Raw genomic sequence first — 22,819 nt, forward strand, 5'->3', positions numbered from 1 at the left:
CCACCGCCGCCGACCAGGGGGTTCACGACGCGAACCCCCTGGTTGGTCCGGGAGCTGCCCACGGTGGGGCCGAACGAAGGAGCGGTTCAGTCGAAGATGGGGTCCTGGTCTCGGGAGCGCTTCAGCTCGTAGAAGCCGGGGGTGCCGGCGACCAGCAGGACGCCGTCCCAGAGCCGGCCGGCGGCCTCCCCCTTCGGCGCCGGGGTGACCACCGGGCCGAAGAAGGCGACCGGGCCGCCGTCCGGGCCGGGCGCGTGGATCACCGGGGTGCCGACGTCGGTGCCGACCGGACGCATGCCGGCCTCGTGGCTGGCCCGCAGCGCCTCGTCGTGGGCGGTGCCCTCGGCCACGTCGGCCAGCTCCGGGTCGAGCCCGACGTCGGTCAGCGCGGCGACGAACAGCTCACGAGTGAGCTTCTCCTGCCCGAGGTGGATCCGGGTGCCCAGCGCGGTGTAGAGCTTCCGGACGGCGTCCTGGCCGTACCGCTGCTCCACCGCGATGCAGACCCGCACCGGGCCCCAGCCGGTCCGCATCAGCTCCTGGTACTGCTCCGGCAGCTCCCGGCCCTCGTTGAGCACCGAGAGGCTCATCACACGGAACCGGACGTCCACGTCCCGGACCTGCTCCACCTCCAGCAGCCAACGGGAGGTGATCCACGCCCACGGGCAGAGGGGGTCGAAGAACATGTCTACGGCGGCACGCTCACTCACGGCTGGTCCCTTCACGACGGGTGTGCGCCGGCCTCCCGGCGCCTCCTGCGATCTTCACCCCAGCGGGTGTCGACCCACAGCGGAATGAGAGCGTGACCTCGCCCACCACAGGGTGTTCGTGCATGGAAGACTCGAATCCGGCCGTCACGAGCGGTCGATGACGGCGCCACCAAGGCGTGCGGCGAAACGGGATGGAGACGAAAAGTGCCGGGAGTGCGCAACCTGACGCAGGTCGAGGCCACCGAGCGGGCCCGCCTGCTCGACGTGACCGGATACGACATCAGTCTGGACCTCTCGTCCGCCGTACGGGCGGCGGCCGAGGCTCGCACCTTCCGTTCGAGGACCGAGGTGCGGTTCCGGTGCACGGAACCCGGCGCGAGCACCTTCATCGAGCTGGCCGCCGACTCGGTGCGGTCCGCGACGCTGAACGGGACCCCGGTGGACCTGGGCGACTGGTCGGCCGAAAAGGGCCTGACCCTGTCGGGACTGGACAGCGAGAACACGCTCGTCGTCGAGGCGGACTTCGCGTACTCGAACAGCGGGCAGGGCCTGCACCGCACCGTCGATCCGGTCGACGGCGAGACCTACCTCTACAGCCAGTTCGAGACGGCCGACGCCCAGCGGGTCTACGCCTGCTTCGACCAGCCCGACCTGAAGAGCGTCTACACCTGGCACGCCACCGTCCCGGACCACTGGAAGGTGGTCTCGAACATGCCGGTGGAGCGGGAGGAGGCGGCGGGCGAAGGGCTGAAGACGGTCCACCTCACCACCTCGGTGCGGATGAGCACCTACATCACCGCCCTCTGTGCCGGGCCGTACCACGAGGTGCGGGACAGCCACGACGGCATCGACCTGGGCGCGTTCTGCCGGGCCTCCATGGCGCCGCACCTCGACTCGGACGACCTCTTCCTGGTCACCAAGCAGGGCTTCGACTTCTTCCACGAGCAGTTCGGCGTGCGCTACCCGCTGCCCAAGTACGACCAGCTGTGGGTGCCCGACTTCAACGCCGGTGCCATGGAGAACTTCGGCTGTGTCACGCACGCCGAGTCGCACTACCTCTTCCGCTCGCAGGTGACCGACTACGAGTACGAGCAGCGGGCCAACACGATCCTGCACGAGCTGGCGCACATGTGGTTCGGTGACCTGGTCACCATGCGCTGGTGGAACGACCTGTGGCTCAACGAGTCGTTCGCCGAGTGGGCCAGCCACTGGTGCAACACCCACGCCACCCGCTTCACCGAGGCCTGGACGACGTTCCTGTCCATCCGCAAGAACTGGGGCTACCGGCAGGACCAGCTCTCCTCCACCCACCCGGTCTACTGCGAGATGCCGGACCTGGAGGCGGTCGAGGTCAACTTCGACGGCATCACCTACGCCAAGGGCGCGAGCGTGCTCAAGCAGCTCGTCGCGTACGTCGGTGAGGAGCCGTTCCTGGCCGGCCTGCGGGCCTACTTCGCCAAGCACGCCTGGGGCAACGCCACCTTCGACGACCTGCTCTCCGAGCTGGAGACGGCCTCCGGCCGGGAGCTGCGCAAGTTCGCCGCCCAGTGGCTGGAGACGGCGCAGGTCAACACCCTGCGGCCCGAGCTGACGATCGGCGCGGACGGCACCTACGAGCAGGTGGTCGTGCTCCAGGAGGCGCCCACCGCGCACCCGACGCTGCGTACCCACCGGATCGGGGTGGGCCTCTACGACCTGACCGACGGCCGGCTGGTCCGCCGCGAGCGCCACGAGATCGACGTCGCCGGCGAGCGGACCGAGCTGACCGCGCTGCGCGGGGTGCCCGCCGCCGACGTGCTGCTGCTCAACGACGACGACCTCACCTACACCAAGCTGCGCCTCGACGAGCGGTCGATGGCCACCGTGGTGCAGCACATCGCCGGCTTCGAGTCGTCGCTGGCCCGCGCGCTGTGCTGGACCGCCGCCTGGGACATGACCCGCGACGCCGAGCTGGCCGCCCGCGACTACGTGGCGCTGGTGCTGGCGGGGCTGCCCGCCGAGACCGACATCAACCTGGTCAACGCCGCCCTGCGCCAGGCCAAGACGGCGCTCACGTTCTACGCCGACCCGGCCTGGGCGCCGACCGGCTGGGCGGAGCTGGCCCGCACCGCGCGGACCACGCTGGCGGCGGCGGAACCGGGCAGCGGCTTCCAGCTGACCTGGGCCCGCGCGTACGCCACGGCGGCCCGCTCGGCCGAGGACCTGGCCACCCTGCGGGGCTGGCTGGCCGGCAGCGACGTTCCGGCCGGCCTGTCCATCGACACCGAGCTGCGCTGGGCCGTGCTGGGCGCGCTGGTCGCCAACGGCGCGGCCGGTCCCGCCGAGATCGAGGCCGAGCTGGCCGGGGACCGCACGGCCAGTGGCGAGCGCGAGGCCGCGTACGCGCACGCGCTGGTGCCGACGGCGGAGAACAAGGCCGCCGTCTGGGCTCAGCTGACCGGCCCGGAGTCGCTGCCGAACTGGCGCAACCGGGCGCTGTTGCAGGGTCTCATCCACCCGGCGCAGGTCGAGCTGACGGTGCCCTACCGCGACGCGTACTTCGCCACGGTGGACCAGGTCTGGGGCAGCCGGGACAGCGAGCCGGCGCAGGAGTTCGCGCAGCTGGCGTACCCGGCGTACCTGGTGGACGACGAGACCGTGGCGGCCACCGACGCGTGGCTGGCCGGCGACGGCCACTCGGCCCCGCTGCGCCGGCTGGTGGGCGAGGGCCGCGACGGCGTCGTCCGCGCCCTGCGGGCCCGCGAGCGGGACGCGCGCAGCGCCTGACGTACGCCCGACACGGTGAAGCCCGGTCCGCACCGCGGACCGGGCTTCACCGTTGGACGTCGGGTGGGGCTCCGGGTCGGTCAGCCCTTGCCGGCGTGGCTGGCGAGCTGGTCGAGGCCGTTGATGATGCCGCCGGCCAGGTCGCCGCCGCCGAACGCCGCCACCATCGACAGCGCGGCGAGCCGGGCGTAGGTGTCGGGGATGCGCTTGCGGGCGTGCCGGCCGGTGACGATCTCCAGCTGCCGCTGGTTGGGCGACACCGCGATCAGGACCGACCGGTCGGGCTCGGCGAGCTGGCGGTGCAGCCGCTCCGCGTGCTCCCGGATCGGCTCGTCGAGGCCGCCGACGAAGACCGAGAAGACCAGGCCGGTGCCCTGGTCCGCCAGGCGCAGGGCCTCGTCGATGCGCAGCAGCTGGCGGGTCGAGAACGGCCCGTCCAGCACCTCGGGCGGATTCCCCGTCCCGGCCTGCTTCTCACCAACGGTCACTTGCGCCTCCGGTTCCACCGGCCGGCGCCTCGATGCCGGCCTGCTCCTGCTTGCGGCTGGTCAGCGCCGGCGCCTGCGCGCCCGCTGCCAGGGCGGTGCCGGCCGAGTCGGCCAGCTGCTCCGGCCGGCCCAGGAACCAGACCGGAGTGAAGTCGAAGGACCGGCCCGGCCGGTAGCGCTTGGCGCCGCCACCGCCGCCGCCACGACTACCGGCGTACGCCAGACCGGCGATCACCAGCACCGCGGCCGCCGGGATGCCGACGAAGACCAGCAACGTCTCGGTTACAGACAATCCCAACGCCCCCAGGCGGAAGAAGAGACCTTAAGATTCCGGGTCGGGTGGACGATCATGGCGCCGACCTCCCGACACCGCTGCCATTCACGTTAGCGGAGCCCACGGCCCGCCAGATTGCGGGGTGGCGATCCCATCCGCCACTGGAGTGCTCCAGTTGCGCAGCCGTGGCGATCAACCTCGCGTCGTCGCCGTACCGGCCGGTCAGCAGGACCCCCACGGGCAGCCCTTCGGCGGTGACGCCCACCGGCAGGGACACGGACGGATCACCCGTGACGTTGAACACGGCGCAGTACGGCGAGAACCGGCGTTGCCGGTCGAAGTCCTCGGCCGGGTCGCCCCCCTCGGCGAACCAGCCCAGCGGCGCCTGCGGCGCGGCGAGGGTCGGGCAGAGCAGCAGGTCGCAGCCGGCGGTGCGGCGCACGCCGAGGCGTACCTGCGCCTGGAGTTCGCCGAGCGTGGCGGTGAGGGTGCCGGCGGAGATCTCCGCGCCCCGGGCCCGCAGGTGGCGGGTCAGCGGCAGCAGCGCGCTCTCCCGCCCGCGCGGCACGGGCGCGAGCGCCAGCACGTACCAGACGATCTCGAACAGCGGCCACACGGCGGGCCCGAGGGGCGCGGGGACGTCGACCACCTCGTGGCCGGCGGCGGTGAGCAGCGCCGCCGCCCGGTCCACGGCGACGAGGCAGTCGGGGTGCACCGGCTCGTCGGCGAGCATCGGTGCGGTGAACCGCCCGACGCGCAGCCGCCCCGGGTCGGCCGCGCGGGCCGCGCCGAGCCAGCCGCCCGGGGGCGGGGTGGGCGCCAGGTAGGGCTCGCCGGGCACCGGCCGGGCCAGCACGTCGAGCAGCGCCGCCACGTCGGCGACCGTACGCCCGATCGGGCCGTTGGTGGGCAGGCCGAAGGCGCCGGAGCCGACCGGCCCCCCGGAGACCAGCCCCCGGCTCGGCTTGTAGCCGACCAGGCCGCACAGCGACGCCGGGATGCGCAGCGAGCCGCCGCCGTCGGAGCCCTGGGCGACCGGCACCAGCCCGGCCGCGACGGCCGCCGCCGCCCCTCCGCTGGAGCCGCCGGCGGTGTACGCCAGGTCCCACGGATTACGGGCCGGCGGCGCGACCAGGCCCTCCGAGTAGAGCGAACAGCCCAGCTCGGAGGTGCTGGTCTTGCCCAGGCTCACCAGCCCGGCCTCCGCCATGAACCGGACCACGTCGGCATCCACGGGCGGCACGAAGTCGGCGAACGCCGCCGAACCGAAGGTGGTGCGCACCCCGGCGGTGAGGGTCAGGTCCTTGATCGCGGTCGGCACGCCGTGCAACGGGCCGCGCTCGTCGGCGGGTACGGCGTCGGCGGCGCGGGCCGCCGCGCGGGCCCGCTCGCCGGTGACCGTGACGAACGCGCCGACGGTGTCGCCGAGCGCGTCGACCCGGGTCAGGTGGTGCTCGACCAGTTCGACGCTGGACAGCTCGCCGCCGGCGATCGCGGCGGCCTGCTCCAACGCGGTCAGGTCGTGCGGCTCGGCCATCCCCTCATCCTGCCCGCCCGGCCGCCGGTGTGCCGTACGACACGGCCGGCCGGCGGTGCGACGAGCGCCATATCCCCCCGGACATGACCACATCGGGATGACCGGCCACCGGCACCCGGCACGCAGGATGGACCCGATCGATGGCGATCACCGTCCACCCGGTGGCCCCCCGCACCGCCGCCACCGACCCCCACCCCCGCAGGGAGCGTCGCCGTGCAACCTCTACCCGCTCTGCACCCGGTCCCCCGCCGCCGCTGGTCCTCGCGCGCCACCCGTCCGCTGCTGGCCCTCGCCCTGGTCGGCGCGAGCCTGGCCGCCGCCCCCGCCGCACCCGCCGGCGCCCGGGACCTGCCCACGGCCGCGCCGCTCGCCGCCAACCCCTACGAGCGCGGCCCCGCGCCCACCGTGGCCAGCATCGAGGCCACCCGGGGCCCGTTCGCCACCGCGCAGACCACCGTGGCCGCGAGCAGCGTCAGCGGCTTCGGCGGCGGGACGATCTACTACCCGACGAGCACCGCCGAGGGCACCTTCGGCGCGGTCGCCATCTCCCCCGGCTTCACCGCGCGCCAGACCTCGGTCGCGTGGCTCGGCCCCCGCCTGGCCTCGCAGGGCTTCGTCGTCATCACCATCGACACCCGGTCCGTGTACGACCAGCCGGCCAGCCGGGGCACCCAGTTGCTGGCCGCGCTGGACTACCTGACCAACACCAGCACCGTCCGCACCCGGATCGACCGGAACCGGCTCGCCGTGATGGGTCACTCGATGGGCGGCGGAGGCAGCCTGTCGGCGGCCAGCACCCGGCCCGCGTTGCAGGCGGCGATCCCGCTGACCGGCTGGCACTCCCAGAAGAGCTGGTCGTCGGTGCGCGTACCGACCCTGGTCATCGGGGCCGAGAACGACACCGTGGCCCCGGTCTCGTCGCACTCGGAGCCGTTCTACACCAGCCTGCCGGCCACTCTGGACAAGGCGTACCTGGAGCTGAACGCGGCGAGCCACTCAGCGCCCACCTCGGCGAACGTGACGGTGGCGAAGTACAGCATCTCCTGGCTCAAGCGGTTCGTCGACGACGACACCCGCTACGAGCAGTTCCTCTGCCCGGCCCCGCGGGGCTCGGCGATCGAGGAGTACCGGGACACCTGCCCGCACTCCTGAACCCCCATGCTCCGGAGCCGTCGCGCGCACTGGGGGCCGCGACGGCTCCGGATTCCACCCGCCGGGCGGCGCGGGGCCCCTCGGGGACCGCGCCGCCCGGGCGCGGCTCAGGAGCGGATGCCGAGGAAGCGCAGCGCGTTGCCGCCGAGCAGCAGGTCGCGCTGCTCGCCGGTGAGGAAGTCCGCCTCGCGCACCACCCGGCCGACCGGCCGCTCCCCCAGCGGATACGGGTAGTCGCTGCCGACGAGCACCCGTTCGGCGCCCATCGTGTCGACCAGCAGCCGCAGCGCGGGCGCGGAGAAGACCACCGAGTCGACGCAGAACCGGTCGACGTACGAGCTGGGCGGGGCGGTGGAGGCGCCGCGTACCAGGTCGCCCCGGCGGTGCCAGGCGTTGTCGGCGCGGCCCAGCCAGAACGGGAAGCTGCCGCCGCCGTGCGCGAAGCAGATCCGCAGCGTGTCGGGCACCCGGTCGAAGACGCCGCCGAGGATCAGGGCCAGCACCGACAGGTGCGTCTCGGCGGGCATCCCGGCGAGCCAGCGGGCCATCCACCGGTCCAGCCGGGGGCCGCCCGGCATGTCCCACGGATGCACGAAGACCGGCGCGCCCACCTCGGCGCAGTGCGTCAGGAACTCCACGATCCCGGCGTCGTCCAGGTCGCGGTCGCCGACGTGGTTGCCGATCTCCACCCCGGCGTGCCCCGCCGCGAGGCAGCGGTCCAGTTCGGCGCAGGCCGCCTCCGGGTCCTGCAACGGCACCTGGCAGAACGGCACCAGCCGGTCGCCACCAGCGGCGGTGACCTCCAGGGTGCGGTCGTTGAAAATCCGGGCCACCTTCACCGCCTGGTCGGCAGGCCGGTCGTAGCTGAAGAAGACCGGGGTGGGCGACACGACCTGCACGTCCACGCCGTCAGCGTCCATGTCGCCGAGTCGGGTCGGCGCGTCCCAGCACTCCGCCCCGACCGGGCGGAACTCCGTCTCCCCCACCATGATCATGGCCGCCCGCTCGGAGTCGACCCGCAGCCAGGGCCAGTCCGACCCACCGCACGCCGCGCCGAGGTCCGGCCACCCCTTCGGTACGACGTGCGTGTGCACGTCGACCACCGGGGGCCGCGCCGGCCCGGGCCCGGCAGGCATCAGCCCTTGCCCGGGTGCAGCGCGCCGCAGTTGCCGCAGGTGCGGGCGGCCTCGTCGGCGTAGAACGCCTGGAACACCGGGGGCAGGTCGGCGGCGATGTCCCTGACCTGCAACTCCACCTCGTGCACCTGGTGTCCGCACTCGGCGCAGTACCACTGGAACTTCTCCAGCGTGCCCTCCTCGCGGACCCGCTCCACGACCACGCCGATCGAGCCGGCCTCGGGCCGCTGCGGCGAGTGCGGGGTGTTGCGCGGCAGCATCCACATCTGACCCTCGCGCACGTGCACCGTACGCGGCCCCTCCGGGGTCATCAGGTTGACGTGCATGTTGCCCTTGACCTGGTAGAAGAACTCCTCGTACGGGTCGACGTGGAAGTCGGTGCGCTGGTTGGGCCCGCCCACCACCATCACGATGAAGTCGTCCCCGCCCGGGAACATCTCCTTGTTGCCGACCGGCGGCTTGAGCAGGTGCTGGTTCTCCGCGATCCAACCGGGGAAGCTGAACGGCTCCGCGATCTCACTCACGACTGACCTCCTGACGGAAGAAGGGCCACGGCCTGGATTTCGATGAGCAGGTGCGGGTGGGGTAGTTGGTGCACGGCGACGGTGGTGCGGGTGGGGCCGGTGGCGTCGAAGTACTCGGCCCAGACCTGGTTGTAGCCGCCGAAGTCGTTCATGTTGACGAGGTAGGTGGTGACCTGCACGAGGTCGCTCAGGTCGGCGCCGACCGTCTTCAGCAGATCTTGGATGTTGTCGATGACGGCCCTGGTCTGCGCACGGATGTCCAGGTTCGTCGTGCCCAGCTCGTCGACGTCAACGCCAGCGAAGGTGTTGTCGGGGCGGCGGCTGGAGGTGCCGGAGACGAAGACGAAGCCGCCGGCGACCTTGACGTGCGGAAACGCGCCTCGGGGTACGGCCTTGCCGGCCACGACGTGCGCCTGTGCGCCCGTGCCGTGACCGGCGCTCGTGCCCTGGTTCGAGGGCGTGCCCTGGTTCGTGGTCATGCGGTGGCTCGCAGGGAGGTGGTGCCGAGGTGTTCGACGACGGCGCGGACGTGGGCGCCGGGTTTCAGGGGCACGGCGGCGGTGGCGGCGCCGGCGAGGAACACCCAGCCCTCGCGCAGCCGTACGCCGTGGCGCCCGGCGAGGCGGATGCCTTCGTCGAGGGCGCGGCGGGGGTCGCCGAGGATCGCGGCGGTGGAGCCGACCTGCGCGACGCGTCCGTCGATCTCCAGCAGCACCCCGAGGTTGTCGAGGCCGTCGGGGACCGGGGACCAGGCGCCGATGGTGAAGGCGGCGGCGGAGGTGTTGTCGGCGATCACGTCCGGCAGGGAGAACGTGAAGTTGGCGTACCGCGAGTCGATGACCTCGATGGCGGGGGCGACCGCGCGTACGGCGTCGGTGAAGTCCCCGACCGGCTCGCCCGGTTCGGGGAGGCGGTCGAGGAGGAACGCCACTTCGGGTTCGACGCGGGGGTGGATGAACCTGGTGGGGTCGAGGGTGCCGCCGTCGGGGATGCGCATGGTGTCGGTGAGGCGGCCCCAGATGACCTCGTCCACGCCGACCTGCGCCATCTTCGCCTTGCTGGTCAGGCCCATCTTCAACCCGATCAGACGCTCACCCCGGTCGAGGCGACGCTGGATCAACGCGGTCTGCACCCCGTACGCGGCGTCCACGTCCAAGCCCGTCTCCGCAGCCAACTGCGCGATGGCGGTGGCGGTGTCGGCCGCCTCGCCGAGGCGCTCGGCGATACCCGCGGTGTCCGGCCCGATCATGGCGTCTCCCTCGTTCGCGACTGCGCGGCTCGCACGCCCGGCTCAATCCTCGCGCTCACTGTGCCGCACCCGTCTGCGCGCGACCGTCGGCGAGGTCCAGTGCCACGTCCACGATCATGTCTTCCTGCCCGCCGACCATGCGGCGGCGGCCCAACTCGACCAGGATCGAGCGCACGTCCACCCCGTACTTGTCCGACGCCCGCTCCGCATGCCGCAGGAAACTCGAATACACCCCGGCGTAGCCGAGGGAGAGGGTTTCGCGGTCGACCTGCACGGGCCGGTCCTGCAACGGGCGCACGATGTCGTCAGCGGCGTCCATCAGCGCGAACACGTCACAGCCGTGCTCCCACCCGTGCAACTCGGCGACCGCCACGAACACCTCCAACGGCGCGTTACCCGCCCCCGCGCCCTGCCCGGCCAGCGACGCGTCGACCCGCACCGTCCGACCGTGGGCCGAACCGAGCGGCCCGTCGCCGAGAATGCGGCCGTGTTCCACGGCAACCACACTGTTGGCGACGCCGAGGGACAGGTTGTGGTGGGCGTGGATACCGATCTGCGTATCCGGTGCCAACACCTGCCGATACGCGTCCACCCGCTCGGCGACGTCGGACATGAGGAGTCGGCCGCCGGAGTCGGTGACGTAGACGCAGTGCGCCCCGTACGACTCCATCAACTTCGCCTGCCCCGCCAGACCGGCCGGGTCGTTCATGTGCGACATCATCAGGAACCCGGACACGTCCATGCCGTTCTCCCGCGCCCACGCAATGTGCTGCGCCGAAATGTCGGCCTCCGTGCAGTGCGTGGCGATCCGCACACTGGTCACCCCGAGCGCCTTCGCCGCCTTCAAGTCGGCGATGGTGCCGATACCCGGCAGCAGCAACGTCGTCAGCTTCGCGTTCGTCATCACCTCGGCCGCCGCCGAAATCCAGTCGGCGTCACTGGCCGCACCATGGCCGTAGTTCACACTTGACCCGGCCAGCCCGTCACCGTGAGCGACCTCGATCGCGGCCACCCCGGCGGCGTCGAGCGCGGCGGCGATGGTGCGGACCTGCTCGACCGTGTAGCGGTGGGCGACGGCGTGCATGCCGTCGCGCAACGTCACGTCCTGGATGTACAGATCAGTCATGACAGCACCCCCGAAGCAGCCTCGGAACGCACCGCCACCAGCCGCTCCGCCGTACGCAGCGCCGCCGACGTCATGATGTCCAGATTCCCCGCGTACGCCGGCAGATAATGTCCCGCGCCGGAGACCTCCAGGAACACCGACACCTGCAACCCGCGCAGATGCCGACCCAACGACGGCACGTACGCATCGACCCGGTCGAACTGCACGTCCTGCTTCAACCGGTACCCCGGCACGTACTCCTGCACCGCCGCCACCATCTCCGCCACCGACCCGGCGATCGCCGCACGGTCGGCGTCGGCGTCCTCGCACAGGCAGTACACCGTGTCACGCATCAACAGCGGCGGATCCGCCGGATTCAACACGATGATCGCCTTACCACGACCAGCACCACCGACCACCTCGATCGCCCGCGCCGTCGTCTCCGTGAACTCGTCGATGTTCGCCCGCGTCCCCGGCCCCGCCGACCTCGACGCGATCGACGCCACGATCTCCCCGTACACCACCGGCGTCACCCGACCCACCGCCGCGACAATCGGCACCGTCGCCTGCCCACCACACGTCACCATGTTCACGTTGCGCTCGCCCAGGTGCTCGTCCAGATTCACCGGCGGCACCACGTACGGACCCACCGCCGCCGGCGTCAGATCCACCACGAGCCGACCGTGCGCCGCCAACACCGCGTCGTTACGCCGGTGCGCACCCGCCGACGTGGCATCGAACACCAACTCCACATCCGCGAACTCCGGCATCGCCACCAGGCCATCCACACCCTCGGCGGTGGTCGCCACACCCAACCGCCGGGCCCGCGCCAGACCGTCGGAGTCGGGGTCGATGCCGACCATCGCCACCATCCGCAGCGACTCCGACAACCGCAACACCTTGATCATCAGATCGGTGCCGATGTTGCCCGACCCGATCACCGCCACACCGGTGGTCACGACGCCTCCTTGGAGAAGCACGTGCGGACAGAGCCCAGGCCGGAGATCCGCGCCTCGTACGCCGCGCCCGGCGTCACCGGCACCATCGGGCCGAGCGCCCCGGAGAGCACCACATCCCCGGCACGCAGCGGATCACCCGAGCGGGCCATCGTCTGCGCCAACCACTGCACCGCATGCAACGGATTACCCAGACACGCCGCCCCCGCCCCCACCGACACCGGCTCACCGGCCTGTTCGAGCACCATCCCGCACAACCGCAGGTCCACGTCGGCCAGCCGACGCGGCGTCGTGCCCAGCACGAACAGGCCGCTGGAGGCGTTGTCCGCCACCGTGTCCACGATCGAGATGTCCCACCCCGCCACCCGCGAATCCACGATCTCGATCGCCGGCAACACGTGGTCCACCGCCCGGATCACGTCCGCGCTGGTGATCCGCTCGTCGGGCAGGTCCGCACCCAGGACGAACGCGACCTCCGCCTCGACCCGTGGCTGGAGCAGCCGGCCCATCGGCACCTCGGCCCCGTCGGGCACCGCCATGTCGTCGGTCAGCACCCCGAAATCGGGCTGGAAGACACCGAAGCTCTCCTGCACCGCCCGCGACGTCAGCCCGATCTTCGCGCCCACCCGCCGCTGGCCGCGCTGCAACCACTGCCGCACCTGAAGCTGCTGCACCAGGTACGCCGACGTGACGTCACCCTCAGGCAGCAACCGCCCCCGCAGCGGCGGACAGGGCTTGCCGTTCTCCCGCGCGTCGACCAGTTCCCGGGCCGCCGCCTCGTAATCAACGCTCATGTCAGCTCCCCACTCCACTCGGAGCCGCCAGGACACTCCGCGACACCGATGTGCTCGCCACGTCCACCGCGCCCGCGTCACCGATGCACACGCCGCGTCCGGTCATGTCAGATCCACGCAGACGTTGGTCAACTCGGAATAGAAATCAAGGGAGTGCACGCCACCCTCGCGCCCGATCCCCGACGCCTTCACCCCACCGAACGGCGTCCGCAGATCCCGCAGGAACCACGTGTTCACCCACACGATCCCCGCGTCCAACCGCATACCGGCCCGGTGCGCCCGACCCACATCGCGGGTCCACACCGCCGCCGCCAGCCCGTACTCCGTGCCGTTCGCCAACGCGAACGCCTCGTCCTCATCGTCGAACGGGGCCACATGCACCACCGGCCCGAAGATCTCCTCGGTGTTGGTCCGCGCATCCGCGCCCAACCCCGTCAACACCGTCGGCTGTACGTACGCACCACCGTCACGGGCGTCACCGAAGGCCGGCACGCCGCCCCCGGTCAGCACCTGCGCACCCTCACCACGGGCCAGGTCGTAATAGCCCAGCACCTTCTCCCGATGCTGACGCGAGATCAACGGCATGTTCACCGTCGCCTCGTCGGCAGGCCACCCGAACGACAGCTCACCAGCCCGCTGCGCGAGCCGGGCCGTGAACTCCTCGAACACCGGCCGCTGCACATAGATCCGCTCAGTACACAGACACACCTGACCGCCATTGGTGAAGCTGGACCGCACCGACCCCGCCACCGCCGCATCAAGATCCGCGTCCGCGAACACCAACCCCGCGTTCTTGCCACCCAACTCGAACGACACGGCCTTCACCCCGTCGGAGGCGGCCCGCATGATCGCCCCGCCGGTGGACGACTCACCCGTGAACGTGATCGCGTCCACCCCAGGATGGCGGGTCAAGAACTCACCCGCCGAATCCGGACCGAACCCGTGCACCAGGTTGAACACACCCTCCGGCACCCCGGCGGCGGCCATCACCTCCGCCAACAACGTCGCCGACGCCGGCGTCTCCTCGCTCGGCTTCACGATCACCGCATTACCGCACGCAAGGGCCGGAGCGACCTTCCACGTCAACAGCAGCAGCGGCAGGTTCCACGGCACGATCACCGCCACCACACCCACCGGCTTACGCACCGCATAATTCAACGCCCGCCCACCCGACGGCGTCACCGTCGTGAACGACTCCGTCGGCGCCGTCGCCACGATCTCCGCGAAGGCGCGGAAGTTCGCCGCGCCGCGCGGGATGTCCAACGTCCGCGCCTGCGAGATCGACTTGCCGGTGTCGGCCACCTCAGCGGTCACCAGATCGTCGAAACGCCGCTCAAGCTCGACGGCGACCCGACGCAACACCTCCGCGCGCTCGCGCTCCCCCATCCGACCCCACGGCCCCCGCAACGCCCCCCGAGCGGCGGCGACCGCGTCGTCCACACACGCCCGATCCGCCTCGACCACCTCGAAGACCGGCTCACCCGTCACCGGGCTGCGCTTGACGAACCGCCGCCCACCCTCGACGAACTCACCGCCCACGAAGTTGCGCAGCAGGCCCGGGCCGTCGGGCGCCCGCCCGGCCATCAGCCGGGGATCCCAGGTCACGGTCATCGACGCCTCCCCCGGCTGATCGTGAGGCCGACCGCGCCGGCCAGCAGCGCCACGGCCCCGGCGGCCACCGCCCCGAGCAGGCGGTGCTGCCGGCGGACCCGCCGACGCACCTCGGCGTACGGGGTGGTCGAGAAGGACACCAGCTCGTAGCGGGAGACGTACCGGCCCGGCAGCACCCGCTCCAGCGCGTGCTCGACCTTCCGGCCGGCCTGGAACAGCGGCGAGGCGACCTTGTCCCGCATCTCCACGAAGTTCGCCAGCGCCATCTGCGCGATGGCCTCGGCGTTGGCCTGCCGGCGCTGCTGGAACAGCGGCAGCGCCTCGGACCAGTCGTCGGCGCACTCGTCCAGGCAGCGGTCCAGCTCGACGACGTCCTCGAAGGCGCAGTTCGCGCCCTGGCCGTAGAACGGGACGATGGCGTGTGCCGCGTCGCCGAGCAGGCCGACCCTCCCGTACGCCTGCCAGGGGGTGCAGCGGACGGTGCCGAGCACGCCCACCGGGTTGTGCTGGTAGTCGTCGACGAGGCCCGGGGCGAGCGGCGGCAGGTCCGGGTAGTGCTCGGCGAAGTGCCGCTCGATGGCCGCCGGGCTGCCCAGCGAGGCGAAGCTGGCGGTGCCGTGGGTGGGCCAGAAGAGCGTGCAGGTGAAGGAGCGGTCCGGGTTCGGCAGCGCGATCATCATCGAGGTGCCGCGCGGCCAGATGTGCAGCGCCTCCGGGTCGAGGGCGAAGTCCCCGCCCAGCGGCGGGATCGTCAGCTCCTTGTAGCCGTAGTCGAGGAAGTCCACGCTCTCGGTCAGCAGCCCGTACGCCAGCAGCTGCCCGCGCACCGCGGAGCCGGCGCCGTCGGCGCCGAGGACGACCGACGCGGTGGCCGCGACCGTGCCCTGCGGGGTCTCGAAGGTCATCTCGCCGCTGGTCGGGTCGAGCCCGACGAGCCGGTGGTCGAAGGCGACCCGCACCCCGGGCAGGCTGGTGGCCGCGTCGAGCAGGGCGTTGTTGAGCGCGCCCCGGCTGATCGAGTTGATCGCCCGGTCGCCGGCGGCGCTGTACGACTGGAACTGCGCCTCGCCGTCGACGGGGTGGATCATCCGGCCGCGCATCGGCAGCCCGTCGGCCAGCACCTGCTCGTCGAGGCCGATCCGGCGCAGCGCGTCGAGGCCCCGCTCGGAGAGCGCCAGGTTGATGGAGCGTCCCCGCTCCACCGTGCCGGTGCGCGGGTCGGGCCGCCGCTCGTAGAGCGCCACCGGGTAGCCGCGCCGGGCCAGGAAGCAGGCCAGCAGGCAGCCGGCGAGGCCCGCGCCGACGACCGCGATCTCGTCCCGCTGGTCGGTCATGAGCTCATCTCCGTTCGCGACTGCGGGGCTCGCAGCCCCAGCTCACTCCTCGCGCTCACCATGAGCTCATCTCCGTTCGCGACTGCGGGGCTCGCAACCCCGGCTCACTCCTCGCGCTCACCATGAGCTCATCTCCGTTCGCGACTGCGGGGCTCGCAACCCCAGCTCACTCCTCGCGCTCACCATGAGCTCATCTCCGTTCGCGACTGCGGGGCTCGCAACCCCGGCTCACTCCTCGCGCTCACCATGAGCTCATCTCCGTCGTGGCGGCCAGCGCGTCGGCGACCCGCCAGCAGTCGTGGAACGTGGAATAGAGCGGCACCGGAGCGAACCGGATGATGTCCGGCTCCCGGGCGTCGGCGATCACGCCGTGCTCGTGCCGCAGCCGCTTGGCCAGTTCGGCCGCGCTGCCCGCGCCGATGCGCACGGAGAGCTGGCAGCCGCGCCGCTCCGGCTCGCGCGGGGTGACCACGGTCAGCGGACGGTTCGCGGTCACCTCGTCCAGCAGCCCCGCCAGGTAGCCGGTGAGCCGGAGGCTGCGCTCGCGCAGCGCGGGCATCCCGACGGAGTCGAAGAGCTCCAGCGAGGTACGCACCGGGCCCATCGCGAAGATCGGCGGGTTGGAGATCTGCCACGCCTCGACGGTGGCCGGCGGCCGGGAGACCGGGGTCATCTCGAACCGGGTGGCCGCCTCGGTGCTCCACCAGCCCTCGAAGCGGGGCAGGTCGGGGTCGCCGAGGTGCCGCTCGTGCACGAAGACGCCGGCCAGCGCGCCGGGGCCGGAGTTCAGGTACTTGTAGGAGCACCAGGCGGCGAAGTCGACGTCCCAGTCGTGCAGGGCGAGCGGGACGTTGCCGGCGGCGTGCGCCAGGTCCCAGCCGACCACGGCCCCCGCCGCGCGGCCGGCGGCCGTGATGGCCGGGATGTCCATCAGCTCGCCGGTGAGGTAGTTGACCCCGCCGAGCAGCACCAGCGCCACCGTGTCGCCCTCGGCGGCCAGGTAGGCGGTCACGTCCTCGGTGCGCAGGGTGTCCTCGCCGGCGCGCGGGCGCAGCCGGACGACCGTGGTGTCCGGGTCGAGGCCGTGGAAGCGGGCCTGGCTGCGCACGGCGTAGCTGTCCGAGGGGAAGGTGCTGTCCTCGATGACGATCCGGGTGCGCGCACCGGCCGGCCGGTAGAAGCTGACCATCAGCAGGTGCAGGTTGACCGTCAGGGAGTTCATCACCACGACCTCCGCCGGGGCGGCGCCGACCAGTCGCGCGGCCGGCGCCGTCAGCAGCTCGTGGTACGGCAGCCAGGGCCGCTCGCCCTCCAGGTGTCCCTCGACGCCGAGGCGGCTCCACGCGTCCAGGTCGGCGGCGAGCTCGTCGCGGGTGGCCCGGGGTTGCAGGCCGAGGGAGTTGCCGGCCAGGTAGGCGGCCTCGGGGTACCGGCCGCCGTCGGCCGGCGGCACGCGGAACAGGTGGCGGTGCCCGGGATCGGCGGCGTCGAGGCGGCGCGCCTCGGCCTCACCGGCGGCGAAACCGGACGGATCGGATGCGGGGGTGGTCATAGCGTCGTCTCGCTCTCGGGTCACATCGCTGTCCGGGCCGACCACAGCTCGGGGAAGACCACCCGGGCCATGCTCCGCTGCAACCACGCCAGTCCGGCGGAGCCGCCGCTGCCCACCTTGGCGCCCATTGTGCGCTGCACCGCCTTGACGTGGTGCTGCCGCCAGTCGCCGAACTGCTCGGCCACCTCGGTCAGCGCCTCGCCCAGCATCCGCAGGTGGTTCTCCGGCCCGGGCTCGGCGTAGATCCGCACCCAGGCGGCCTCCACGGCGGCGTGCGGCTGGTGCTCGGCGTTGACGTCCCGGTCCAGCAGCTCAGCCGGAAGCTCGTGGCCGTGGCGGGCCAGCAGGGCGACCACGTCGTCCCAGAGGCTCGGCGCCGCCAGGGTGGCGCGCAGCTCGGCGTACACGTCGGTCTGCCGCCGGAACGGCCGGATCAGCGTCTCGTCGCGGAGGCCGAGCAGGAACTCCAGGTGGCGGTACATCGCCGACTGGAAGCCGGAGCCCTCGCCCAGCAGGTTGCGGAACCGGTTGAAGTCGGCCGGGGTCATCCAGCGCAGCCCGTTCCAGGCCGCGTTCAGCCCCTCCAGGTGCAGCGCGGCGCGGCGCAGCGGGGCCAGCGCGTCCCACACCCGGTCGGTCCGCAGCAGCCGCTGCGTCTCGCGCAGCTCGTGGCAGCTCAGCTTGAAGTACAGCTCCATGATCTGGCTGACCATCAGGAAGGACATCTCGCCGGGGTCGTCGCTCAGCGGCTGCTGCAGTTGGTGCAGCGTGCTGGCGTGCACGTACGCGTCGTACGGCACCCGCTCGGCGAACTCCAGCGTCGGTTCGCCGCCGTTGCGGGCGGCGCGGGCCGCGCGTTGCCGCGGGGTCACCGGGCGCACCGCCGCCTTGGCGGGTACGCGCACGTCCGTCTGCTCCACCGGTGGCCTCCCTCTGCTTCGTCACCCGGGACGGCCGACGGTCGGCCGTTTTCGGGATGTCAACATGATCTCTCGGCGGAACCCCCGGATGGAATGCCGGATCAACGGCGCTCACCCCGTCTGACCTGCTACGCAGAAGGCATGAGCCGGATTCGGCTTCAGGAAAGTAAGGTCGCCTCATGGACGACATGGACTGGGCGCTGCTGCGGGAACTGCAGGCCGACGCGCGCCTCTCCTTCAGCGAACTCTCCCGCCGGGTGCACCTGTCGCCGCCGGCCGTGGCCGAGCGGGTGCGCCGGCTGGAGGAGTCCGGGGTGATCACCGGCTACCACGCCCACGTCGACCTGACCCGGGCCGGCCGCACCGTGGTCGCGCTGATCCGGATGTCCTGTTACGGGGCCCGGTGCATCCTGCACGACCCGGACGTGGCGAACTGGCCCGAGATCCTGGAGATCCACCGGATCACCGGCGACGCGTGCAGCATGCTCAAGGTGGCCGCCGGGTCGATCGACGACTTCGAGGGCGTCATCGACCGGCTCGCCCCGTACGGCCAGCCGTCCAGCACGATGGTGCTCTCCACCCCGCTGGAATGGCAGCCCGTCACCCCGCTGCCCCCCGCCGACCGGCAGCGCTGACCCGCCCCGGGTTTGCCCCCCGGCCAGCGGGAAAGCAGGCCCCTGTTGCCCGGGGAGGATTCCGGTGATCGTCACCGGAAGGGGGGATCATGCCGGTGCTCACAGCGTTCCAACGTGCCCTGACCCGCGCTCTGACCGTCTTGGGGCTGGTCGGGGCCTTCGTCCTGACGACTCTCGCACCCGCCTGGGCGGGTGAGAACACCTTCGTCGAGGTGGTACCCAACAGCGCGCAGGCCGGCACCCGGGTCAGCATCCGGGCCGGCTGCGACAACGCCAACAACCGCCAGGCCGACGTGCACTCCGACGCCTTCGGGCGGGTGATGCTGCGGCCGGACAACGGCTTTTTGACCGGCCAGGTCACCATCCCGGGCAGCAAGGAGCCCGGCGACTACCCGGTGGACCTGCGCTGCGACAACGGCAAGACCGCGACCACCACGCTCACGGTGCTGAACATGGAGCAGCCGAGCAAGGGCCCGGCCACCGGGGGCGGCGGCACCGCCGGCGTCTCGGGCACCGGCTCGATGCTGATGATCGGTGGCCTCGCGGTCGTGGCCCTGGCCGTGGGCTTCGGCTTCTTCGGCAACCGCCGCCGGACCGGGTCCGGTTCCTGACCCGCCGTCGCCATGGCCGGCTCCCTGAGGCGTACCAGGCGATCGGATCCGGGCCGGGTCCGGGCGACCACCCGGCGGGCGCTGCGGGCGTCCCGCCGGGCGGCGGCCGCGACCGCGCGCCGGCTGCGCCGGGTGGCCGGGGAGGCGGTGTCGGCGAGCGTCGCCACCACCGACCCGGCCGCCGGTCCGCTGCCCGCCCGGCCCCGCTACCGCCGGATCCCGGCCGGCGGCCGCCGGCTGGCCCCGGGGCGGGGGCCCGGCCTGCCGGTCCTGGTGATCGGGACGTTGATGGCGCTGATCGTCACGATGCTCGGCGTGGAGCGGATCGCCGGCGTGAGCGTGCTGCCGGAGCGGTTCCTCGCGGGGCTGCGACCCGCGCCGAAGAAGTTCCCGGTGCTGCCCGCCAGCCGGCCCGTCGGCATCGCCATCGACCCGATCGACGTCCGGGCGCCCGTGCACGGCGTCGGCATCGCCCCGGACGGCAGCATCGCGGTGCCGGACGCCGCCCGCGCCCAGGAGGCCGGCTGGTACGACCAGGGCCCGACCCCCGGGCAGTACGGCCCGGCGGTGATCGTCGGGCACGTCGACACGACCAGCGGGCCGGCGGTCTTCCACAAGCTGCGGGACCTGGACGACGGCGACCGGATCGAGGTCGCCCGGCAGGACCGCTCGGTGGCCGTCTTCGAGGTGGACTCCGTCGAGCGCTTCGACAAGGACCGGCTACCGGTGGACGAGGTCTTCGGCGACTTCGACCGCCCCCGGCTGCGCCTGATCACCTGCGGCGGACGCTGGGTGGGCGGGCAGACCGGGTACGCCGACAACGTGGTGGTCTTCGCGTCGCTGGTCCGGGCGCGCACGACGTGACCGGCCCGCCCGCGCGCCGCGTCGTGCGGGCGCGGGCGACGGGTCAGGCGGCCTCGGGCTCCCGGCTCAGGCGGCCTTCGGGCTCGCGCAGGTCGAGCCAGTCGGACCAGCGGGGGTCCGGCGCCCGGTGGCCGAGCACCCGCCAGGCGGTGCCCTTCGGGGCCGCCGGCAGCGCGTGCAGCCGCCAGCCCAGCTCGGCCGGCGTCTTGTCGCCCTTGGTGTGGTTGCACCGGGCGCAGGCCGCGACGACGTTCTCCCAGGCGTGCCGGCCGCCCCGGCTGCGCGGGAAGACGTGGTCGATGGTCTCGGCGGGACCCCGGCAGTAGGCGCACCGCCAGCCGTCCCGGGCGAAGATGGCGCGGCGGGAGAGCCCGACGTGGGTGCGGTAGGGCACGCGTACGAAGCGGGTGAGGCGGACGACCGACGGCACCGGCAGCGCGTCGCGGGCGCTGTGCAGGATGCCGTCGCCGTCGGCGACGCAGACCGCCTTGGCGGAGAGCACGAGAATGGCGGCGCGGCGCACCGACACGACACACAGCGGCTCGTAGGTGGCGTTGAGGACCAGCGCACCGGAGCCCACCGTGGGTCGTATGTCAGGCATCGCGTTCACCCTCCCGGTTCAGCGGCCCCTGCTTGCCACCGCCGACCGGAAACGGGCGCAGTTGCCCACCACGGCCGACGCCGGCCGGATCACCGACGTCCGTGCGCCCATCGTCCCTGATCGGCTCCCGGATTGCACGCACTAATGTGACAAGCCAAGTGGGCATCACCCGGAAACGGGCAGATCTGGCCCCTGAGCAGGGCGGGACCCCTCAGCGACTCTCGACGTTCTACACCCGTTTTCGATCTCGGTTGTGCCGGATCCGTGCCCGATGATCTTGCAGTTGCATTGATCTCCGTAAACTTGATCAAGGCAACTCAAGATCACTAAAGTGCCTGACGTGAAGCGGAATCCCCCTCCAAGCGGTGGCCCTGGGTTCTCCTGTCCCTCGTCGTCCATGGCCTGCACAGGTGCGCTGGCCGTTCCTGCGGCGTGGGCGGTGAGAGTCCAGGTTGAGGCGGCGGAACAGAGAGAGCGCGCTCCCAATGCGGCGGTGGCTGTCTACCTGCTACGGCTGAGGTCGTAGCTGGCACGGGGGGTCGTCTGCTCGGCACCGCGGACGCTGCCCCCATGTCTGGGGCTTGCCGGTCCTGCCCTGCGGGTCATTCTCGGCGCCCAGTCCCCGGCGGCGGCCCGTTCTGACGCCGGGGTACACGAGGGTTGATACTCCAACGTCACTTGGCTCCGGCGTTGGGCGCGCGTGGGCATGAGGACGGGCCTCCCAGCAATAAGGGCCGATCGTCACGCATGTCCTGGGACGGATTCGTCAGCGTGTGGTGGCGTCCGGGCGCGTCCAACCACTCCCACGACGTCCTGGTCGGGCCAGGAGTCGTTGGCGGTCACCCGTATGGCTTCCCTCCGGGTGTAGGAAATCCAACCCCCGGTGAACCGGGGTCGTGCCGGTGAATATGAGCGGTATGGGACTTCGGGCCGCGGGTGGGCGTTCGTGCTGCCGTACGTGATCCTGCAGTGCGGCCGGCCGCTCATCCTGATGCCCGCGCTGCGCGGGCACCCTCTTCGGCAGCTCTACCTGCGGTCGGTGCTGTGGCACTCGGCCACGGCGGTGATCTGGTTCGCCGGCGCGGCCGTCAGTGGCGACGCCCGGGTCGCCCTGTGGGGGGTCGCCGTGGCCGTCGACATCGTCGCCGGGCAGCTGCGCTGGCCGGTACCGGGGATGGCCCGGCAGCCGGTCAGTGCGTGGGCCATGGACAGCCGCCACCACCTGCCCGCCCGCTATCAGCAGTTCCTGATGATCGCCCTCGGGGAAACCGTGCTCGCCGTCGGCCTCACGGTGACCTACCAGCCGGTCACCGCGGTGACCGGCGCGGGGCTCGTGGTGGCGTTCCTGTCGACGGTGCTGCTGTGGCGCATCTACTTCTACCGTTCCGGCCAGATCCTCGGCGAAGCCGTCGCCACGGCGGGGGACCGGTACGCCGCCGGTCGCGCCACCGGCACTGCACACGTCGTCATGGTGATGGGCATCCTCACCGCCGCCGTCGGCTTCGAGATCGTACTGAAACACACGGCCGGCAAGCCCGAGCCGGTGTGGCTCGTCGCTATCCTCGGCGGTCCAGCACTGTTCCTCTACGGCCGCATCCGTCTGGAACGCGTCGTGTTCGACCGGCTTTCCCTCCGCCGCGTCGTCGCCATCGCCGCCCTGGCGGTCGCCGCCGTCCCCCTGTATTTCGCCCCGCCGCTGGCCGCTACGGTCGTGGCCGCGCTCGTACTGCTCGCCGTCGCCCTCGCCGACGCCCGCCACGCCGCCGGCCGTCCCGCCGAGGCCCCCTCCCCGGCACACTAGGTAACCCGGTCGGCCGGGGAGCTGCACTGCGACTGTCAAGGGCTTCCCTGATAGCCGTGTGCCGGGGCGTGACCGGCCGCCAGGCCGCACGCGCGCCCCGGTGCGATACGGCGGCGGGCCGCTTGCGCCCCGCCCTTGACGAAAGCGTCGCCAGATCGTCTGTCGTCCTTTACTTCGGGGTCCTTAAGAGCATTTTGAA

General features: G+C 72.1%; 22 protein-coding genes. 6 read left to right on the forward strand and 16 right to left on the reverse strand.

The window, feature by feature from the left end; translation table 11 throughout:
- Positions 1-86: 86 nt before the first annotated feature.
- A complete protein-coding gene (locus OG989_RS00185; protein WP_151457358.1) occupies positions 87-710 on the reverse strand; it encodes a mycothiol-dependent nitroreductase Rv2466c family protein in 624 nt (207 codons plus the stop codon).
- A gap of 213 nt (positions 711-923) precedes the next feature.
- On the opposite strand from OG989_RS00185, the gene pepN reads away from it, so the two are divergent.
- Positions 924-3,476, forward strand: coding sequence for an aminopeptidase N (gene pepN, locus OG989_RS00190; protein ID WP_327029358.1), 2,553 nt, complete (start codon positions 924-926; stop codon positions 3,474-3,476).
- A gap of 80 nt (positions 3,477-3,556) precedes the next feature.
- On the opposite strand, the gene OG989_RS00195 is transcribed toward pepN, so the two are convergent.
- From OG989_RS00195 to OG989_RS00205, 3 genes are read right to left on the reverse strand one after another with little or no spacing between them, the layout of a single operon-like run.
- Positions 3,557-3,964, reverse strand: coding sequence for a DUF5130 family protein (locus OG989_RS00195; RefSeq protein ID WP_132239293.1), 408 nt, complete (start codon positions 3,962-3,964; stop codon positions 3,557-3,559).
- Complete coding sequence (gene ctaJ / locus OG989_RS00200) at positions 3,951-4,262, reverse strand: aa3-type cytochrome oxidase subunit CtaJ (protein WP_442791898.1); 312 nt, start codon at positions 4,260-4,262, stop codon at positions 3,951-3,953. Before ctaJ ends, OG989_RS00195 begins: the two co-directional genes overlap by 14 nt.
- Before the next feature lie 49 nt (positions 4,263-4,311).
- Positions 4,312-5,775, reverse strand: a complete 1,464-nt coding sequence (locus OG989_RS00205; RefSeq protein WP_327029359.1) for an amidase — start codon at positions 5,773-5,775, stop codon at positions 4,312-4,314.
- Positions 5,776-5,988: 213 nt separating this feature from the next.
- Here OG989_RS00205 and OG989_RS00210 point away from each other — a divergent pair, with 213 nt between their 5' ends.
- Entirely contained in the window at positions 5,989-6,927 is a 939-nt protein-coding gene (locus OG989_RS00210; RefSeq protein WP_442791899.1) for a poly(ethylene terephthalate) hydrolase family protein, read from the forward strand.
- Positions 6,928-7,034: 107 nt separating this feature from the next.
- Here the strand turns inward: OG989_RS00210 and OG989_RS00215 are convergent, their stop codons facing one another.
- The 11 genes from OG989_RS00215 to OG989_RS00265 form a co-directional block, all read right to left on the reverse strand.
- A complete protein-coding gene (locus OG989_RS00215; protein WP_151457028.1) occupies positions 7,035-8,063 on the reverse strand; it encodes an amidohydrolase family protein in 1,029 nt (342 codons plus the stop codon).
- Positions 8,063-8,587: a 3-hydroxyanthranilate 3,4-dioxygenase gene (locus OG989_RS00220; protein ID WP_151457027.1), complete on the reverse strand. Its 525-nt coding sequence runs from the start codon at positions 8,585-8,587 to the stop codon at positions 8,063-8,065. Before OG989_RS00220 ends, OG989_RS00215 begins: the two co-directional genes overlap by 1 nt.
- Complete coding sequence (locus OG989_RS00225; RefSeq protein WP_327029360.1) at positions 8,584-9,066, reverse strand: RidA family protein; 483 nt, start codon at positions 9,064-9,066, stop codon at positions 8,584-8,586. Before OG989_RS00225 ends, OG989_RS00220 begins: the two co-directional genes overlap by 4 nt.
- Positions 9,063-9,836, reverse strand: a complete 774-nt coding sequence (locus tag OG989_RS00230) for a 2-keto-4-pentenoate hydratase (RefSeq protein WP_327029361.1) — start codon at positions 9,834-9,836, stop codon at positions 9,063-9,065. The genes OG989_RS00225 and OG989_RS00230 overlap by 4 nt, the downstream gene beginning before the upstream one ends.
- 55 nt (positions 9,837-9,891) lie before the next feature.
- The gene (dmpG, locus tag OG989_RS00235; RefSeq protein ID WP_327029362.1) at positions 9,892-10,962 is read right to left on the reverse strand and encodes a 4-hydroxy-2-oxovalerate aldolase; all 1,071 of its coding nucleotides are present in this window, start codon (positions 10,960-10,962) and stop codon (positions 9,892-9,894) included.
- The gene (locus OG989_RS00240; protein WP_327029363.1) at positions 10,959-11,900 is read right to left on the reverse strand and encodes an acetaldehyde dehydrogenase (acetylating); all 942 of its coding nucleotides are present in this window, start codon (positions 11,898-11,900) and stop codon (positions 10,959-10,961) included. Before OG989_RS00240 ends, dmpG begins: the two co-directional genes overlap by 4 nt.
- On the reverse strand, positions 11,897-12,691 hold the full coding sequence (locus OG989_RS00245) for a 2-keto-4-pentenoate hydratase (RefSeq protein ID WP_327029364.1): 795 nt from the start codon (positions 12,689-12,691) through the stop codon (positions 11,897-11,899). Before OG989_RS00245 ends, OG989_RS00240 begins: the two co-directional genes overlap by 4 nt.
- A 102-nt stretch (positions 12,692-12,793) precedes the next feature.
- Entirely contained in the window at positions 12,794-14,275 is a 1,482-nt protein-coding gene (locus tag OG989_RS00250) for a 2-hydroxymuconic semialdehyde dehydrogenase (RefSeq protein WP_327029365.1), read from the reverse strand.
- A gap of 23 nt (positions 14,276-14,298) precedes the next feature.
- On the reverse strand, positions 14,299-15,636 hold the full coding sequence (locus tag OG989_RS00255; protein WP_327029366.1) for an FAD-dependent oxidoreductase: 1,338 nt from the start codon (positions 15,634-15,636) through the stop codon (positions 14,299-14,301).
- 241 nt (positions 15,637-15,877) lie between these two features.
- Positions 15,878-17,188 carry a kynureninase gene (kynU, locus tag OG989_RS00260; RefSeq protein ID WP_327029367.1) on the reverse strand — a complete coding sequence of 437 codons (1,311 nt, stop codon included), beginning with the start codon at positions 17,186-17,188 and terminating at the stop codon, positions 15,878-15,880.
- A gap of 20 nt (positions 17,189-17,208) precedes the next feature.
- Positions 17,209-18,108, reverse strand: a complete 900-nt coding sequence (locus OG989_RS00265) for a tryptophan 2,3-dioxygenase (protein ID WP_327029368.1) — start codon at positions 18,106-18,108, stop codon at positions 17,209-17,211.
- Positions 18,109-18,287: 179 nt separating this feature from the next.
- Here OG989_RS00265 and OG989_RS00270 point away from each other — a divergent pair, with 179 nt between their 5' ends.
- The 3 genes from OG989_RS00270 (at position 18,288) to OG989_RS00280 (ending at position 20,218) form a co-directional block, all read left to right on the forward strand.
- On the forward strand, positions 18,288-18,743 hold the full coding sequence (locus OG989_RS00270; RefSeq protein ID WP_151455962.1) for an Lrp/AsnC family transcriptional regulator: 456 nt from the start codon (positions 18,288-18,290) through the stop codon (positions 18,741-18,743).
- A gap of 89 nt (positions 18,744-18,832) precedes the next feature.
- On the forward strand, positions 18,833-19,354 hold the full coding sequence (locus OG989_RS00275; RefSeq protein ID WP_151455963.1) for a hypothetical protein: 522 nt from the start codon (positions 18,833-18,835) through the stop codon (positions 19,352-19,354).
- 12 nt (positions 19,355-19,366) lie between these two features.
- The gene (locus OG989_RS00280; protein ID WP_151455964.1) at positions 19,367-20,218 is read left to right on the forward strand and encodes a class F sortase; all 852 of its coding nucleotides are present in this window, start codon (positions 19,367-19,369) and stop codon (positions 20,216-20,218) included.
- Between the two features lie 43 nt (positions 20,219-20,261).
- Here OG989_RS00280 and OG989_RS00285 read toward each other — a convergent pair whose 3' ends face one another.
- The gene (locus OG989_RS00285) at positions 20,262-20,819 is read right to left on the reverse strand and encodes an HNH endonuclease (protein WP_132239323.1); all 558 of its coding nucleotides are present in this window, start codon (positions 20,817-20,819) and stop codon (positions 20,262-20,264) included.
- An 883-nt stretch (positions 20,820-21,702) separates the two neighbouring features.
- Here OG989_RS00285 and OG989_RS00290 point away from each other — a divergent pair.
- Positions 21,703-22,620 (forward strand): low temperature requirement protein A, encoded by a 918-nt coding sequence (locus tag OG989_RS00290; RefSeq protein WP_327029369.1) that lies wholly within the window; start codon positions 21,703-21,705, stop codon positions 22,618-22,620.
- Positions 22,621-22,819: the final 199 nt, after the last annotated feature.

The organism is Micromonospora sp. NBC_01740, from assembly GCF_035920365.1.
GTDB classification, from domain to species: domain Bacteria; phylum Actinomycetota; class Actinomycetes; order Mycobacteriales; family Micromonosporaceae; genus Micromonospora; species Micromonospora reichwaldensis.

Bases quoted from the DNA above. Each gene is read 5' to 3' on its own strand.
- OG989_RS00255 (WP_327029366.1), bottom strand. From the start codon at position 15,636: ATGACCGACCAGCGGGACGAGATCGCGGTCGTCGGCGCGGGCCTCGCC.
- dmpG (WP_327029362.1), bottom strand. From the start codon at position 10,962: ATGACTGATCTGTACATCCAGGACGTGACGTTGCGCGACGGCATGCAC.
- OG989_RS00280 (WP_151455964.1), top strand. From the start codon at position 19,367: ATGGCCGGCTCCCTGAGGCGTACCAGGCGATCGGATCCGGGCCGGGTC.
- OG989_RS00215 (WP_151457028.1), bottom strand. From the start codon at position 8,063: ATGCCTGCCGGGCCCGGGCCGGCGCGGCCCCCGGTGGTCGACGTGCAC.
- OG989_RS00275 (WP_151455963.1), top strand. From the start codon at position 18,833: ATGCCGGTGCTCACAGCGTTCCAACGTGCCCTGACCCGCGCTCTGACC.
- OG989_RS00270 (WP_151455962.1), top strand. From the start codon at position 18,288: ATGGACGACATGGACTGGGCGCTGCTGCGGGAACTGCAGGCCGACGCG.
- OG989_RS00225 (WP_327029360.1), bottom strand. From the start codon at position 9,066: ATGACCACGAACCAGGGCACGCCCTCGAACCAGGGCACGAGCGCCGGT.
- OG989_RS00285 (WP_132239323.1), bottom strand. From the start codon at position 20,819: ATGCCTGACATACGACCCACGGTGGGCTCCGGTGCGCTGGTCCTCAAC.
- OG989_RS00250 (WP_327029365.1), bottom strand. From the start codon at position 14,275: ATGGCCGGGCGGGCGCCCGACGGCCCGGGCCTGCTGCGCAACTTCGTG.
- OG989_RS00205 (WP_327029359.1), bottom strand. From the start codon at position 5,775: ATGGCCGAGCCGCACGACCTGACCGCGTTGGAGCAGGCCGCCGCGATC.
- OG989_RS00230 (WP_327029361.1), bottom strand. From the start codon at position 9,836: ATGATCGGGCCGGACACCGCGGGTATCGCCGAGCGCCTCGGCGAGGCG.
- OG989_RS00245 (WP_327029364.1), bottom strand. From the start codon at position 12,691: ATGAGCGTTGATTACGAGGCGGCGGCCCGGGAACTGGTCGACGCGCGG.
- kynU (WP_327029367.1), bottom strand. From the start codon at position 17,188: ATGACCACCCCCGCATCCGATCCGTCCGGTTTCGCCGCCGGTGAGGCC.